General features: G+C 73.9%; 15 protein-coding genes. 7 read left to right on the forward strand and 8 right to left on the reverse strand.

Translation table 11 applies throughout. The annotated features are described in order from the left end of the window. The first annotated feature begins 98 nt into the window (after positions 1 to 98). From ABD223_RS33485 to ABD223_RS33500, 4 genes are read left to right on the forward strand one after another with little or no spacing between them, the layout of a single operon-like run. On the forward strand, positions 99 to 1,385 hold the full coding sequence (locus tag ABD223_RS33485; protein ID WP_344040728.1) for an extracellular solute-binding protein: 1,287 nt from the start codon (positions 99 to 101) through the stop codon (positions 1,383 to 1,385). Continuing rightward, a complete protein-coding gene (locus ABD223_RS33490) occupies positions 1,382 to 2,296 on the forward strand; it encodes a carbohydrate ABC transporter permease (RefSeq protein ID WP_344040729.1) in 915 nt (304 codons plus the stop codon). Before ABD223_RS33485 ends, ABD223_RS33490 begins: the two co-directional genes overlap by 4 nt. Next, complete coding sequence (locus ABD223_RS33495) at positions 2,293 to 3,126, forward strand: carbohydrate ABC transporter permease (RefSeq protein WP_344040730.1); 834 nt, start codon at positions 2,293 to 2,295, stop codon at positions 3,124 to 3,126. The genes ABD223_RS33490 and ABD223_RS33495 overlap by 4 nt, the downstream gene beginning before the upstream one ends. A gap of 7 nt (positions 3,127 to 3,133) precedes the next feature. After that, positions 3,134 to 4,153 carry a LacI family DNA-binding transcriptional regulator gene (locus ABD223_RS33500; protein WP_344040731.1) on the forward strand — a complete coding sequence of 340 codons (1,020 nt, stop codon included), beginning with the start codon at positions 3,134 to 3,136 and terminating at the stop codon, positions 4,151 to 4,153. A gap of 73 nt (positions 4,154 to 4,226) precedes the next feature. Here ABD223_RS33500 and ABD223_RS33505 read toward each other — a convergent pair whose 3' ends face one another. Together ABD223_RS33505 and ABD223_RS33510 are read right to left on the reverse strand one after the other, a co-directional pair. Further along, complete coding sequence (locus ABD223_RS33505; protein ID WP_344040732.1) at positions 4,227 to 5,150, reverse strand: substrate-binding domain-containing protein; 924 nt, start codon at positions 5,148 to 5,150, stop codon at positions 4,227 to 4,229. 294 nt (positions 5,151 to 5,444) lie between these two features. Then, positions 5,445 to 6,515, reverse strand: coding sequence for a sugar ABC transporter substrate-binding protein (locus ABD223_RS33510; RefSeq protein WP_344040733.1), 1,071 nt, complete (start codon positions 6,513 to 6,515; stop codon positions 5,445 to 5,447). A gap of 173 nt (positions 6,516 to 6,688) precedes the next feature. Here ABD223_RS33510 and ABD223_RS33515 point away from each other — a divergent pair, with 173 nt between their 5' ends. Together ABD223_RS33515 and ABD223_RS33520 are read left to right on the forward strand one after the other, a co-directional pair. Continuing rightward, a complete protein-coding gene (locus ABD223_RS33515) occupies positions 6,689 to 7,264 on the forward strand; it encodes an iron transporter (protein WP_344040734.1) in 576 nt (191 codons plus the stop codon). A gap of 355 nt (positions 7,265 to 7,619) precedes the next feature. Beyond that, on the forward strand, positions 7,620 to 8,126 hold the full coding sequence (locus ABD223_RS33520) for a hypothetical protein (RefSeq protein ID WP_344040735.1): 507 nt from the start codon (positions 7,620 to 7,622) through the stop codon (positions 8,124 to 8,126). A gap of 64 nt (positions 8,127 to 8,190) precedes the next feature. On the opposite strand, the gene ABD223_RS33525 is transcribed toward ABD223_RS33520, so the two are convergent. The 5 genes from ABD223_RS33525 to ABD223_RS33545 all read right to left on the reverse strand — a co-directional run bounded on the left by ABD223_RS33525 (position 8,191) and on the right by ABD223_RS33545 (position 12,828). Then, the gene (locus tag ABD223_RS33525) at positions 8,191 to 9,480 is read right to left on the reverse strand and encodes a hypothetical protein (protein ID WP_344040736.1); all 1,290 of its coding nucleotides are present in this window, start codon (positions 9,478 to 9,480) and stop codon (positions 8,191 to 8,193) included. Next, on the reverse strand, positions 9,477 to 10,889 hold the full coding sequence (locus ABD223_RS33530) for an alpha/beta hydrolase domain-containing protein (protein WP_344040737.1): 1,413 nt from the start codon (positions 10,887 to 10,889) through the stop codon (positions 9,477 to 9,479). The genes ABD223_RS33525 and ABD223_RS33530 overlap by 4 nt, the downstream gene beginning before the upstream one ends. A gap of 96 nt (positions 10,890 to 10,985) precedes the next feature. Next, positions 10,986 to 11,564 carry a QsdR family transcriptional regulator gene (locus tag ABD223_RS33535; RefSeq protein WP_344040738.1) on the reverse strand — a complete coding sequence of 193 codons (579 nt, stop codon included), beginning with the start codon at positions 11,562 to 11,564 and terminating at the stop codon, positions 10,986 to 10,988. Positions 11,565 to 11,621: 57 nt separating this feature from the next. Beyond that, on the reverse strand, positions 11,622 to 11,840 hold the full coding sequence (locus tag ABD223_RS33540) for a hypothetical protein (RefSeq protein WP_344040739.1): 219 nt from the start codon (positions 11,838 to 11,840) through the stop codon (positions 11,622 to 11,624). 1 nt (position 11,841) lies between these two features. Beyond that, a complete protein-coding gene (locus tag ABD223_RS33545; RefSeq protein ID WP_344040740.1) occupies positions 11,842 to 12,828 on the reverse strand; it encodes a helix-turn-helix transcriptional regulator in 987 nt (328 codons plus the stop codon). 138 nt (positions 12,829 to 12,966) lie between these two features. On the opposite strand from ABD223_RS33545, the gene ABD223_RS33550 reads away from it, so the two are divergent. Continuing rightward, positions 12,967 to 13,362, forward strand: a complete 396-nt coding sequence (locus tag ABD223_RS33550; RefSeq protein ID WP_344040770.1) for a RidA family protein — start codon at positions 12,967 to 12,969, stop codon at positions 13,360 to 13,362. Positions 13,363 to 13,445: 83 nt separating this feature from the next. Here ABD223_RS33550 and ABD223_RS33555 read toward each other — a convergent pair whose 3' ends face one another. Continuing rightward, the gene (locus ABD223_RS33555) at positions 13,446 to 14,789 is read right to left on the reverse strand and encodes a cytochrome P450 (RefSeq protein WP_344040741.1); all 1,344 of its coding nucleotides are present in this window, start codon (positions 14,787 to 14,789) and stop codon (positions 13,446 to 13,448) included. Positions 14,790 to 14,874 lie beyond the last annotated feature (85 nt).

Consider the following 14,874-nt stretch of genomic DNA (forward strand, 5'->3'; position numbering starts at 1 on the left):
GGTTGACATGGTCCCGGGCCACGAAACTACTGTGCACGTTCACAGCGCGGTTCCCGCCGGCAAGGGCGTCGGCGACGCGTACACCCCGGAGAGATCCCATGCGACTCGACCTGGCGAAGAAGTCCCTCGCCGTCGGACTCGGACTCGCCCTGCTCGCCGGTTGCGGCGGCGGCGCGGAGGACGCCGGCGGCCCCGTCGAGCTGACCTTCTGGTCCTGGGCGCCCAACATCGAGAAGGTCGTCGAGAAGTGGAACGCCGGCCACCCGGGCGCCAGGGTGGTGGTGAGCAAGCAGGCGTCGGGCGACGACCTGGTGACCAAGCTGCTGACCAGCGCCAAGGGCGGCAACCCGCCGGACCTGGCCCAGGTCGAGTACCAGGCGCTGCCGACCCTGGTGAGCAACGACGTGCTGGCCGACGTCTCCGAGGTCGCGGGCGGCGCGCGGGACCGCTTCGCGCCGGGCGTGTGGGACCAGGTCACGCTCGGCGGCAGCGGCGTGTACGCCGTGCCCCAGGACTCGGGGCCGATGATGTTCTACTACCGCGCCGACCTGTTCGAGCAGTACGGCCTGACCGTGCCGACGACCTGGGACGAGTACGCGCGGACGGCACGCGACCTGCGTGCCAAGGCCCCCGACCGGTTCCTGGGCACCTTCTCCTCCAACGACCCGGGCTGGTTCGCGGGCCTGGTCCAGCAGGCCGGCGGCCAGTGGTGGTCGGTGGAGGGCGACAAGTGGAAGGTCGCCGTCGACGACGAGGCCTCGCGCAAGGTCACCGGGTACTGGAGCGGCCTGGTCGCCGAGGGCGCGGTGGACAAGTCGCCGATGTACACGCCGGAGTGGAACAAGGCGCTCAACGACGGCGTCCAGATCGGCTGGCTCAGCGCCGTGTGGGCGCCGGGCGTGCTCCAGGGCAACGCGGAGGGCACCAAGGGCAAGTGGGCCATGGCGCCGATGCCGCAGTGGGACCCCGCGTCGCCGCGCACCGGCAACTGGGGCGGCTCCACCACGGCCGTGACCGGCGGCTCGAAGAACCAGCGGGTCGCCGCCGAGTTCGCGGTGTGGCTCAACACCGACCCCGAGGCCGTCGCCGCCCTGGTGGCCGAGAGCGGCGTCTACCCCGCCGCGACCGCCGCGCAGACCGGTGGCGCGCTGAGCGAGCCGCCGGCCTTCTTCGCCAACCAGCCCGACTTCTACGACCGGGCCGCCGAGATCGCGGACACCGCGGCGGGCTTCACCTGGGGCCCCAACGTGAACGTCGCCTACACCACCTACAAGAACGCCTTCGGCGAGGCGATCACGGCGGGCGCGGACCTGGTGCCGGCGTTGGCGGAGGTGCAGGAGGCGACCCTCGCCGACCTGAAGGCGAACGGGTTCTCGGTCGGATGAGGAAGACCACCGCACGGCCCACGACCGCCGGCGCGGCGCCGTACGCCTTCGCCGCGCCGGCGGTCGTGCTCTTCGCGCTGACGTTCCTGCTGCCCATCGGCTACACCGTCTACTTGAGCCTGTTCCGCGTCGAGGTCAAGGGGCTCGGGCTGGGCAAGGGCAGCCGCAGCGAGGTGTTCGCGGGCCTGGACAACTACGTGCGCGCCCTCACCGACGCCGAACTGGGCGCGGGCGTGGTGCGGGTGCTGGTCTACGGCGGCATCCTGGTGCCCACCATGCTGGGGCTGGCGCTGGTCTTCGCGCTGCTGCTGGACGAGGAGCGGGCGCGGGCGCGCGGGTTCGCCCGGATCGCGATCTTCCTGCCCTACGCGATCCCCGGCGTGATCGCCACGCTGCTGTGGGGCTTCCTGTACCTGCCCGCCACCAGCCCGCTCAACCAGGCGCTGCGCGGGCTGTCGGCCCCGGAGGTGGACTTCCTGTCGCCGACCGGGATCTACTTCGCGCTGGCCAACATCGCGGTCTGGGGAGGCGTGGGCTACAACATGGTCGTCCTGTACACGGCGCTGCGCGCGATCCCGCGCGAGCTGTACGAGGCGGCGCGCATCGACGGCTGCACGCCGCTCCAGGTCGCCCTGCGGATCAAGGTGCCCCTGCTGGCCCCCGCGCTGGTGCTGACCGGCCTGTTCTCGGTCATCGCCACGCTCCAGGTGTTCGCCGAGCCGACCACGCTGGCGCCGCTGACCAACTCCCTGTCCCGCACCTGGACCCCGCTGATGAAGGTCTACCAGGACGCCTTCGCCCGGGGCGACGTCCACTCGGCGGCGGCCACCTCGGTGCTGATCGGGCTGGGCACGGGCGTGATCTCGTTCGGCCTGCTGCGGGTCACCCGCCGGTTCGGGGGCCTGCGGTGAGCGCCCGCCGCCCCCTGCTGCCGACGCTGGTGCTGCTGCTCGGCGCGCTGTACTGCCTGTTCCCCGTGGCGTGGGTGCTGGTCGCGGCGACCAAGAGCAGCGGCGAGCTGTTCTCCACCACGACCTTCGAGCTGGGCTCGTCGCTGCCGACCAACCTCGGCGACCTGTCCGCGCACCGGGACGGCCTGTTCTGGCGGTGGATGGCCAACTCCGCGCTGTACGCGGGCGTGGGCGCGCTGCTGTCGGCGGCCGTGTCCGGTGTCGCCGGGTTCGCGCTGGCCAAGTACTCCTTCCGCGGCCGAGACCTGTTCTTCAACGCGCTCATCGCGGGCGTGCTGGTGCCCTCGGTGGTGCTGGCCGTGCCCCAGTACCTGCTGCTGGCGGAGATCGGGCTGACCGACTCCTACCTGTCGGTGCTGCTGCCCAGCGTGATCAGCCCGTACGGCATCTACCTGGCGCGCATCCACGCGTCGGCGTCCGTGCCCGACGACGTGGTGGAGGCCGCCCGCACCGACGGCGCCGGCGAGACCCGCGTCCTCACCTCGATCGCGCTGCCGATGATGCTCCCCGGCCTGGTCACGGTGTTCCTGTTCCAGTTCGTGTCGATCTGGAACAACTTCCTGCTGCCGTTCATCATGCTCGGCGACGACGGCAAGTTCCCGGTCACCCTCGGCCTCTACACGCTGCTCAACCAGGGCAACACCACACCCGCCCTCTACACCCTGGTGGTCGCGGGCTCGCTGGTGTCCGTTCTACCCTTGATCGGGTTGTTCCTGCTGCTCCAGCGGTACTGGCGGGTAGACCTGCTCTCGGGTTCGGTGAAGGCGTGAGGAAGGTATGACCGTCGATCGCGACAAGGCACGCCGTCGGGCGACCATCCACGACGTGGCCGCCGCGGCGGGCGTGTCCCGGGGCACGGTCTCGCGGGCGCTCAACGGCGGGCGCAACGTCAGCCCGAGCGCGGCGGAGGCCGTCCGCCGGGCCGTGCGCACCACCGGCTACGTCGCCAACTCGGCGGCGCGCAGCCTGGTGACGCAGCGGGCGCACTCGGTGGCGTTCGTGCTCACCGAGCCGCAGCAGCGGCTGTTCGAGGACCCCAACTTCAGCGTCCTGCTCCAGGGCTGCACGCAGGCGCTGGCCGAGCACGACGTGCCGCTGCTGCTGATGACCGCGGGCAGCGACGTCGAGCGCGCGCGCACCAGCCGGTTCATCGCCGCCGGGCACGTCGGCGGCGTGCTGCTGGTGTCCTCGCACACCGGCAACCCGCTGCTGGAGGACCTGAGGCACACGGGCATCCCGGTGGTGGCGTGCGGCAAGCCGCTCGGCCACGAGGGGCGCGTCGCCTACGCCGCGGCCGACGACCGCGCCGGCGCGCGCCGGCTGGTCGAGCACCTGAGGGAGCGCGGCCGGCGGCGGATCGCCACCATCACGGGCCCGCCGGACACCCCCGGCGGCGTCGAGCGGCTGGCGGGCTACCGGGACGTGCTCGGCGCGGACGGCGCCGCGTCGCTGGTCGAGCACGGCGACTACAGCCGGGCGGGCGGCGAGGCGGCGATGGCCAGGCTGCTGGCCCGCGAGCCCGGGCTGGACGCGGTGTTCGTGGCCTCGGACCTGATGGCCGCCGGTGCGCTCGACGTGCTGCACGACGCCGGCAGGCGCGTGCCGGAGGACGTGGCCGTCGGCGGTTTCGACGACTCGGTGACCGCCCGTTCGACCAGGCCGGCGCTGACCACGGTGCGCCAGCCGTTCGAGCGGATCACCCGCGAGATGGTCCGGCTGCTGCTGGACCTGACCGCCGGGCACCCGCCGGCGGCGGCGATCCTGCCGACCGAACTGGTCGTGCGCGACTCGACCTGAGCGTCGCGGGTGGTGGGGGTCGCGGGTGGATCGGGCAGGTCGGCGGGCCGGGCGGATCAGCGGGCCGCGAGGTTCACTGGCTGGTCGCCAGGTCGCGCCGGGCCGCGCCGCCCCGGACCGTCAGGTGCGGCCGCAGCAGCCTGGTGACCCGGTCGTCGAGCACCGCCTCCACGGCCGCCGCCCCGAGTTCGGCGGGCGACACCGAGACCGAGGTGATCCCCCGGGGTTCGGCGACCTCGTCCGGGCACAGGGCGACCACCGAGGCGTCCTCGGGCACCCGCACCCGGCCGGCGCGCAGCGCGGCGAGCACGCCGCCGAGCACCGCGCCGTCGTCGGCCACGTAGGCCGTGGGCCGGGCGGTGTCCCCGAGCAGGTCGGGCGCCGGCCAGCGGTGCGGCCGGACCTCGACGTCCCGCGCGCGGCAGCCGCGGGCCAGGCCGCAGAAGAACTCCGCCAGCGGTCCGCCGTGCACGAACGCCACGGCCCGGTGGCCGAGGTCGGCCAGGTGGTCGGCGCACAGCTCGCCGGCCGCCGCCCGGTCCGCGTCCACCCGCACCTGGTCGACGTCGGCGGGCCCGACCAGCACCACGGGCACTTCCACCCCCACCGGTGCGGCGGCCGGGGCCAGGACGACCAGCGCGTCGTGGTCGCCCGCTTCCTCCGCCGAGGGTGCGACCACCAGTGACGCGTCGTCTTGCCGGGCGCGGGCGGCGGCCGCGGCCACGAACGCCTCCAACCAGCCGGAACCGGCGTCGAACCCGGGCGGGACGACCAGCGCGACCACCAGGCCGTCCTGCCTGCGCGGCAGGTGGCCGAGGCGGCGCGCGCTCTCCTCCACGCGCCGCCTGGTGGTGGGCGACACCGTCCGCTTGCCGCTGAGCGCGTACGACACCGTGCTCACGGCGACACCTGCGTGCCGAGCTACCTCGGCGAGGGTGACCACGTCGTGACTCCTGTGACGAGGGAATGGGTGGGAGACCAACATGCAGACCTTCATCGCCGGAGTCAATGGCGAATTGATTCAGCCGGGCAGAACGCGAAACATTTACGAGTAAAGTTCACGTACGTGAAAGTTTCCGCAAAACCCATCACCCAATCCCCTCCGCCAAACGAGACGCCGGTCGAATCGATTCGACCCAGCTCAACAGGTAGAACGCGGGTAATTGGACAAGAGACTGAACTATTTCCGAGGACCTCGCGAGGATCACTCCGCGTGAACGCGAAAACCGAGAGACCCGGCACGGGCAATACCGAGAGTAGACGTGAGTGCGATCACGACCACTGTGGGTTGTCAGCCCTTGCCGCGGTGGATGTAGGGGTCGAGGACGGTGCGCTTGGGCACCGCCCGGCCGTGGTGCATCCGCTCCAGCACGTGGAACGCGCTCTCCGCGAGCCGGTGGGCGTCCTGCACCACGGTCGCGCACAAGGGGCCGGTCCCGGCGTCGATCAGGGCCACGGCGTCCACGACGCCGTCGACGCCGATGACCACCGCGTCGGTCGCGGTCCGCGAGCCCGCCGCCCGCAGCGCGTCGACCGCGCCCAGCGCCATCTCGTCGTTGGTGCAGAACACGGCGTCGAGCCGATCGCGCCGGGCGTTGAGCCGGCGGACATGGGCGAGCACGGCGTCGTGGGCGCGCGAGCGGGTGAAGGCGCAACTGTCGTCGACGACCACGCGGACGTCCGGCAGGGCTTCCCGCAGCACCCGGGCGCAGTGCGCCTGCCGGTCGGCGTGCTCCCGGCTCGCCACGACCAGGACGTGCGGCCCCGGCACGCCCCGCAGGTGCTCCACCAGCCACCGGCCGGCCAGCACGCCGATGTCGGAGCTGAGGTAGCCGACGAAAGCCGCGTTGTCCGGGTAGGCCGCCGCGTCGTCGAACGGCTCGATGTCGGTGAACACGATCGGCAGCGCCAACTCGGCGCAGAACTCGGCCAGGTCGAGCACGCCGTGCAGGCGTTGCAGCAGTTCCGCGATCCAGTGCTTCTGGCTGAAGGCCGACGTCACCAGGAACGCCCGCGACGAGCGCGCGGTCCGTCGCCGCCGGAGCAGCGGCAAGGCGGCGGCGAACGCCATGGCGGCGGCGACGGGCACGGTCCACGCGGGCACCTCGCGCCCCGGCGCGCCGCTGCGCAGCACCAGGAGGACCCCCGCGGCCACCAGGCCGCCGACCAGCGCGACCGCGGCGGTGAGCCACGGTCCCGTCGGCCGCGCCACGCGGTGGACGTGCTGCTCGACGGTGAGGGTGACGTCGCGCCCCGCCTGCACGACCGTCCCCGCGGTGGAGGCGTGCGCCCGCTGGCCGGGCGCGGCGTCCCGGCCGTCCGGTGACGCCTCCCCGGCGTCGAGCGGTGCACCACCCGGCACGAGGTGATGATCCCGCACGAGCGCGTGCGCGGGGGCGTCGCACCGGCCGCATCACCGAACGTGATCGATCCCGTGCCAAAACCCGAAAGGGGCGACCCGCCCGCGCCGGCACATCGGACGACGTCGAGCGGGTAGCCACCCGTTCGACACCGCGACGACGCCCAGGAGGCGTGATGAGCACACCGGGCACCACCCCGCCGATGAGGGCGAGCAACGAGGCCGACCCCGGTCAGCTCGACGTGGCCCGCGCCGAGGGCACCGCCTACCTCCGGGCCCTGGACGCCATGCGCGAGGAGTCCGGCGCGGTGGTGAAGCAGGCGGGCGAGTTCCTGGTCGCGCTGGTGCAGGAGGACGCGGAGGGCATGTACGCCCGCCAGGACGGGCGCCTGGTGTGGCAGGAGGCCCCCGAGGACGCCAACGGCCACCTGGAGATCGCGGTCGCGGACGCGGCGGACGGCCGGTTCGTGCCGGAGCTGGACGTGACCGTCACCGTCACCCGGGACGGCGAGCTGGTGCTCGACACCCGCCTGCCGTTCCTGTGGCACCCGTTCCTGCACCACTACGGCACCAACTTCACCATGCCCGGCGAGGGCGAGTACGACGTCGAGGTCCACATCGACCCGCCCGGGTTCATGCGGCACGACCCGATCAACGGCAAGCGCTACGAGCACCCCGTCGAGATCGCCTTCCTGACCGTTCCGTTCACGCCGGGCCGCAAGCCCAGCCCGGAGGCGCGACCACGGGTGTGACCCGGGTCACCTCGCAGTGCGCCGGTACCGCCATCCGCCTTGCGGTCACCGGCGTGAAGAGGCGGTGCGCCCGGTCGCCGGCGCGGTGCGGGGCCGGGGGTCGAGGACGCGCGGACTGCACGAGATGGGTGGCGTTGCGGCGATGCACCGCGGTTTGGGCGTAAGGTGGGCGACAACCAGGCGGTCCGGGGTCGCGCGAGGGGACGAGCGCTCCCGGGGGTGGGGGCTCGTCCACCGTGGACCGGACCGCGCACACCACTCCTTTCCGCGAACGAGCCGTTCCGTTCCGCAAACGAGACGTGGATTACACAGCGTCCTGCCTACCGGACGGGGTACAGCGGGTAATGATGGCGACGTGACGAAGGCTCAGAGGATCGCGGCGGCTTGGGCGCACCTGCCGGCCGCGGAACTGCTCGAACAGGTGCGCGGCATGGTCAAGGCGGGTGACGCGGGCGCCCGCGCCGTCTGGGCCGTCGTGCGGGAGGACCCCGTGGTCGCGGCGCGCGTCCGCGGCGCGATGGCGGGTCTCAAGGCCGAGTACCGCGGCCACCGCGACGAGTCCATGTGGCTGCTGTGGATCAACCGCGCCCAGCGGCAGCTGGCCGCCGACGCCGCGCCCGTCGCGCCGGTGGCCGTCGAGGTCGTGCCCGCCGAGACCGCGTTCGACGCGACGCCGTTCGGGGACACCGCGTTCACCGACACCGCGGCGGTCGACACGGCGTTCGCCAACGCCGGCTTCGGGGAGCAGGCGACCGGGGACAGCGTGTTCGACGCGACGGCGTTCAAGGCGCCGGAGGTCGTGGCGCCCCGCCCGCAGGCGAGCGCGCCGGCGCTGCTGTTCCAGGAGCCCACCACCGCCTGACGCGCCCCGGCGCAGGGCCTCGCGACCCCGCGCCGTGAACACCACCGCGAACCGCGGTCGCCGGTCAGCCCACCCGCACGTCCAGGTAGTCCTTGAACTGCACGCTGACCGCGTGCCCGTCCGAGGGCCAGTTCCGCACCGCGATCGTGCGGGACCCGCCGCCCGTGCCGCGCGCGACCTGGGTGACCCTGATGGAGCCCCCGGCGTCGGCCCGAGCGGGCAGGTAGGTGTCCGCCGCGGTCAGGAACGGCAGTGCGCCGAACGGCGGGACCACCGCGCCCGGCGCGGACGCGAGGTCGCAACCGTCGTCGAACGCGAACGCCGCGAGCACCTGGCGCACGCGGGGTGCTACGGCGGGCGCGAGGACGTCCACGCCGTTGAACTCCAGGCGGTCGTTGTCGTCGGGCTGGTCGGCCCACCACTCGCGGTTGCGCACGACCGTGATCGCGGTGTGCGCGGGGCACCTGTCGACCTGGTCGCCGATGCCTCCCGGGGGCGACACCTGGAGCCGCAGGAAGCGGTCGCTGCGCTCGAACGGCTCGAAGTGGAAGTGGTGGGTCAGCTCCCCCTCGCGCAGCAGCACCAACTCGTAGTGCCTGCCGCCGACGACCGGCAACGGGCCGAAGGAGCCGTCGGGGGCCGTTCGGGTGGTGTGCCGGGGCACGCCGCGACGCGCGCCGGTCCGGCCGTCGACCTCCCACACCACCAGCAGGCCCTCCACGCCGGTGTTGCGCGGGAACCAGGTGGCCCGCCCGGCGATCTCGACCTCGGTCGGCGCTTCGGGCAGCACGCGCGTGGTGAGGGCGTCCCGGCCGCGCAGGAACCGGTGGACGTGCGCGAAGCCCTCCGCCGAGGTGGTGGTCTCGGTGTGCCCCAGGGTGGTCAGGTGCACGTTGGTGGCGCCGCCGATCGACCCGTTCGGTTGCAGGCTCCCCCACAGCGCCAGGGTGGGCACTCCCCCGGGCGGCGAGGCGCTGGAGCGGCCGTCCACGTTGACGTACCGGCGCACCAGGGCCGCACGTTCCGGGGTGGCCAGGAAGGTGTGCATCACGGTCGTGCCGCGGGAGTGGGCGATGACGTCCACGGAGGGCGAGCCGGTGCGGGCGCGCACGTCGGCGAGGAACGCGTCGAGACCGGCGACGGCCTGGGCGTTGTCGGCCGCGGTGGTGTCGTACTCGTAGGCGTGCAGCAGGTGGTCCGGGTAGCCGTTGGTGGAGAACCGCTTGGCGTTGGACTGCCACTGCTGCGCCGAACCCTGCTGGCCGTGCACGAAGACGACCGGCGTGCGGGACTCGGCGCGGGCCGGGGTCGCGGTCACCGACAGCAGCAGCGCGAGCACCACGGCGAGCTTCACCGCGCACCCACCGCGTCGCGCAGGTTCCGCTTGGCGTCGGCGGGCAGCAGGTGGCCCGCGCGGACGTTGGCGAGGTCGGCGGCCACCACGCGCCGCACGTAAGCGGCCCGGTCCGGGTAGAGCCGCGCCAGGGTCTGCTCGTCGAAGGGGACGTGCGTGCCGAACAGCCGGCAGAACGCCTCCCCCGAGTTGTCGCCGGTGTTGAGCGCGGTCGGGGCGGCGACCTGCGACAGCCGGATGCCGCCCAGCGCCAGGCCGAGTTCGTCGCGCTTCTTGGTCACGCCGTCGGCCTCGAACTCCAACGGCCGCGCCGCGGGTGGCGGCGTGCCGCGCTCGACCCACCGCCGCAGGTGCTCGTAGGCCGCCGCGGTCACGTGGTGCACCGGCACCCGGCTGAACGGCGGCCGGTCGCAGTCGTACGAGGGCGCGCCGCCGAGGTCGCGCTCGGAGATCGGCTCCCGGTAGACCTGGCCTTGGTGACCGGAGTGCGCACCGCCCGCCACCTCCCAGCGGCGGAACCGGTCGGTGTCCGGCGGCCGCTGCGCGGTGCGCACGTCGGTCTCGGACAGCACCTGGAAGACGGGTTCGGCGCCGACTCGCGTCGGGGCGGGTCCGACGATGAAGCCGTAGCCGTCGAACACCGGTTCCTGCCGGGGCAGGACGCGGTCGTAGAGCACGGTCATGCGCCCGGCGGACTGGGAAGCGCCGACGGCCAGCAGCGTCCGGGTGCGCAGGCCGCCGGTGACCGAGCCGTTGGCGACGGCGCGACCCGCCTGCGTGAACACGTCGTAGGACAGCTCGTCGGCGGCGAGGCCTCCCCCGCCGGTCACGTCGAGGTCCCCGTAGCGGGCCGGGCTCCACGCGCGGAGCTGGTCGACCCCGACCCGCTGCGCCGACACCCCGACCCAGGCGTGGCCCTCGCGCACCACCGACTCGGCCTGCCACAGCGCGTCCAGGTCGTAGCCCGCGGTGACGTTCTGCCACTCGACCAGCGCGGTGCCGCTGTAGTCGCGCGCGTGCGCGGGCCGCCGCACCAGGACCCGGGTCGTGTAAGGCACGTCTTCGGCCACCGGGGAGCCGTCCGCCGCGAAGCCGTCGGCCGTGCCGGAGAGGTGGAACTCCTCCTCGACGTAACCCGCGGCGGCCAGGTCGTCGGGGGTGGAGAAGAACGGGTAGGTGTCCTCGATCCGGTCCGCGAGCCGGTCTCCCGGCACCGTGCCGGGCAGCGGGCCGACGACCCGCGGCGCGGGCGCGGCGACCGGCGACCCCGGTTCGGCTCCCGCCACGGGGGTGGTGGGGAGCAGGAGGCCCAGCAGGAGGCCCAGCAGGACCGCGGGCGGGATCGAGCGCGGGACCGCGGGCGGGATCGAGCCGGGGATCGAGCGCGGGACCGAGCGCCTCAGCGACATACCGACACTCCCTCGTCGTCGGGGAAGGGCACCTGCGAACCTGCCGGCCGCCGGCCGGAGGGCGCCAGCACGCGCCGGGATCGTGAGACCGCGGTCTCAGCGGTGCCGGAGGAGCACGGTCCGGGCGGCCCGCTCGACGAGGTCGGGGTCCAGCGGCGCGCCGCCCAGCAGCTCGGCGTAGATCGCGGACTCCACGATGCGCACGTAGAGGAACGCGACCTGGTCGAGCGCCGCGCGGTCGAACGCCGCCGTGCCGTTCTCGCCGCCCACCTCCAGCAGGATCCGCCCCTGCGCGCGGACGGCCCGCCGGTGCACCCCGGCGGGACCGCCGAACAGCACCCGGGCGGCCGTGTCGGGTTCGCCGCGCAGGAACGCGAGGAACGGCGTCGCCACCCGCAGCCGGTCCACGAAGTAGCGGGTGATCTCCAGGACGCCCTCGACGCCGCCGTGCGCGCGCCGCTGCCGGGCCCGGGCCAGCACCCGGTCCGCCAGCAGCCACAGCACGTCGCCGAGCAGGCCGTCCCGGCCGCGCACGACGCGGTACAGCGTCGCCCGGCTGATGGCGAGGCTCGCCGCCAGCCGCTCCATGTCCACCCCTCCGTGCCGGAGGAAGAGCTCGCAGGCGCCCAGCACCACCTGCTCCCCGGTCACCACCCGACGCGCGTCGTCCGCCATCGCCAACCCGCTCCCGCCAACCCGCTCCCGCCGGACCACGCGCCCGGCCCACCGGCATCATGGCCCGGTCACGTCCGGCGGGGTAACGGTGAAACCGCCCGTGCCGTCGAAGGTCACCACGTGCAATTCGTCGAAGCCCTCCTCGCGCGCCTCCCACCGCCTGCCGTTGGGCCGGTGGTCCTTGCTCACGTGCAGGTGGGTGGGCGCGAGGTGGCGGGCGAAGGACGTGCTCTTGCCGGACGCCCGCAACCCCGCCGGCGCCGCCGACCGCGCCACGTCAGGCGCACCCGGGCCCGGGGCCCCCGTAGCGGGTGGCGATCGCGGTGGCGCGGTCGCGCAGGGAGGTGCGCAACCACCGCGGGGCCAGGGCTTCCGCGTCGGTGGCGAGCTGCCACAGCGCCCACTCGGCGTGGCGCGGGTCCTGGAAGGTCACCTCCAGCCGCAGCCGGCCGTCCGCGTCGGTCCCCTCGGCGAGGACGGCCAGCGCGGTGCCCACCAGCTCCTCCCGCCGCGCCGGGTCCACCCGCACCAGCGCGGTGACCTGGTCGCCGCCGGTCCGGAACCGCGTGCCGCGTTCCTGCCAGGCCCGGTCCAGGTCGACCCGGTCCGGTCGCTGCGCGGGTTCGTCGAGTTCCTCGGCGGCCAGCACGCGGGACAGCCGGTAGGTCCGGTCCGCGCCGGACCTCGTGGCCAGCAGGTAGCCCTGGTCGCGCACGGTGACCAGGCCGATCGGGTCCACCGTGCGCCACCGCGGCCCCTGTCCCGCGGCCGCGTAGTGGAGGCGCAGCTTGTGCCCGGCGAACACCGCGCGCCGGATCTCGGCCACCACGGCGTCGGGCACCTCCTCGGGGGCCGCGCGGCGCGAGAGGAGGTCGGTCTCCGGGTCGATGAGCAGGCGCTCGGCCACGCCCGCCGCGGTGGCCCGGTGGCTCTCGGGCAGCGCGTCGACCACCTTGAGCATGGCGGAAGCGAGCGCCGAGCCGAGGCCGAACGCCCGCGCGCCGCGCCGCGACCCGGCGATCAGCAGGGCCAGGGCCTCGTCGTGGTTCAGCCCGGTCAACTCCGTCCGGAAACCGGGCAGCAGCGCGAAACCGCCGTGCCTGCCGCGTTCGGCGTAGACCGGGACGCCGGCCGCGGACAGCGCCTCGATGTCGCGCAGCACGGTGCGGGTGGACACCTCCAGCTCGCGGGCGAGCGTGGTCGCGGACAGCCGACCGCGCCGGCGCAGCAGCAGCACCAGTGAGACCAACCGGTCGGCGCGCACGCGAAAACCCTACTGGAATACACGACACAGGATGTCGTGCATTCGTTGCGAGGCTCCCGGCACGACGTCGGGGATCGGCGGCGGCCGAGCCGCCGGTGCGCACGTGCTGTCGAGGGATCGAATGGAGCTGATGTGGCTGTGGAGCGAACGGCGGTCAACCCGTGGACGTGGTCGGCGGAGCTGGGCTACCACCAGGGCGAGGTCGTCTCCGGGCACACCCGGACCCTGTACTGCGCCGGGCAGACCGCGATGAGCGGCGACGGCGAGCCCCGGCACGCCGGTGACATGGGGGCGCAGCTGGCGCTGAGCCTCGACAACCTGGAGGCCGTGCTCGGGGAGGCCGGCATGTCCCTCGCGAACCTCGTCCGGCTCAACGTCCACACCACCGACGTGGACGAGCTCTTCCGGCACTACGCCGTGCTGGCGTCGCGGTTGGGCGCCGCCGGGGTGGCGCCGGCCACCACGATGCTCGGGGTGTCGAGGTTGGCGATCCCCACGCTCGTGGTCGAGTTGGAGGGGACCGCCGTGGCGTGAAATCGGCCTCGTCCCCTGCCGCTCCGGCACGAGCGGCGGGGGCGGGGGCGCCCCTCGCGATCACGTGTTCGCGTCCTCCGCGTTCACGTGTTCGCGGCACGCGGACCGGTGGGGGTCGGCGGTGCGGGCCGGGTGGTCCGGTCGCGCCGCCGCACCACCGCGCGCCCTCCCCGACCCGGCGCGTTGGCGACGCCGCGCAGGTGCCACCGCTCGTCGCGCTCGTCGGTCGGGTCCAGGTGGAAGTCCCGCAACAGGGTGCGCAGCACGACGTCCATCTCCATGGTCGCGAACGCGGCCCCGATGCAGCGCCGCGTGCCGCCGCCGAACGGGATCCACTCGTACAGGTCCGGTTTCGCGTCGAGGAAGCGGTTCGGGTCGAAGGCCGCGGCGTTCGGGAAGAGCGAGTCGTCGCCGTGCAGCAGCGAGATGCCGACCAGGACCTTGTGGCCGCGCGGCAGCGTCCAGCGGCCCAGTTCGAAGCTCTCCGCCGTGACCATCCGCCCGACGAGGTCGATGACCGGGCGGGTGCGCTGGACCTCCAGCAGCGTCGCGTCGCGCAGCGCGCGGCCGCCCGCGTCGACCTCCTCGACGAGCCCGCGCAGCACGTCGGGGTGGCGGCGGATCCGCTCGACCGCCCACGCGAGGGTCGTGGCGGTGGTCTCGTGGCCGGCGCTGAGCAGGGTCAGCAGCTGGTCGGCGATCCGGTCGCGGCCGAGCGGGGAGCCGTCGTCGTGGCGGCTCTGGACCAGCAGGGCCAGCACGTCGTCGCGGTCGTCGAGGCGGTCGTCGCGGGAGGCCGCGGTGATCAGCCGGTCGACGACCTCGTCGTACCGGCGGCGCATCCTCCGGAACCACCCCCACGGGCCGAGGGTGGTGCGCGGGAGCGGGACGGAGGCCAGGCGGGAACCGAGGGTGACCATGGTCGGCAGCAGCCGGCGCAGCCGGTCGAGCTCGGCGCCCCGCGCGCCGAAGACCGCGCGCAGGATGGCGTTGAGGGTGATGCGCATCATCGACGGGAGGGTGGCGAACTCCCGGTCGCGCGGCCACGACGCCAGCTCGCGCGCCGCCTCGTCCTCGACGATCCGCTCGAACGCGGCGAGCCGGCGGCCGTGGAACGGCGGCACGAGCAGTTTGCGCTGCTCGCGGTGCGCCTCGCCGACGAGCGCGAAGAACGAGCCGGGTCCGAGCACGCGGCCGAGGTTGGGCCGGATGTTCTCCACCGCGTCGGAGCGGGCCAGGAACAGCTGCTTGACCTCGGCCGGGTTGGCGAGGACCAGGGCGTGGCCGAAGATCGGCACGTTGACCGAGAAGGCGTCGCCGTAGCGCTCGCGCATCTGCCTGACGCCGCGACCGGGGACGGTCAGGGCGTAGGCGCCCTGCACCGCGCGGGGCACCGAGGGCCCGGGTGGGAGCACCGTCGTCGTCATCGGCCAACACCCTCCCGCGCTGGTACGTCGACGTACCAGCGCGACGGTACGCGGGCGTACCATTCCTCACAAGGGGCTGGACGGA

The sequence above is a fragment of the Saccharothrix xinjiangensis genome (assembly GCF_039527585.1).
GTDB lineage: Bacteria > Actinomycetota > Actinomycetes > Mycobacteriales > Pseudonocardiaceae > Actinosynnema > Actinosynnema xinjiangensis.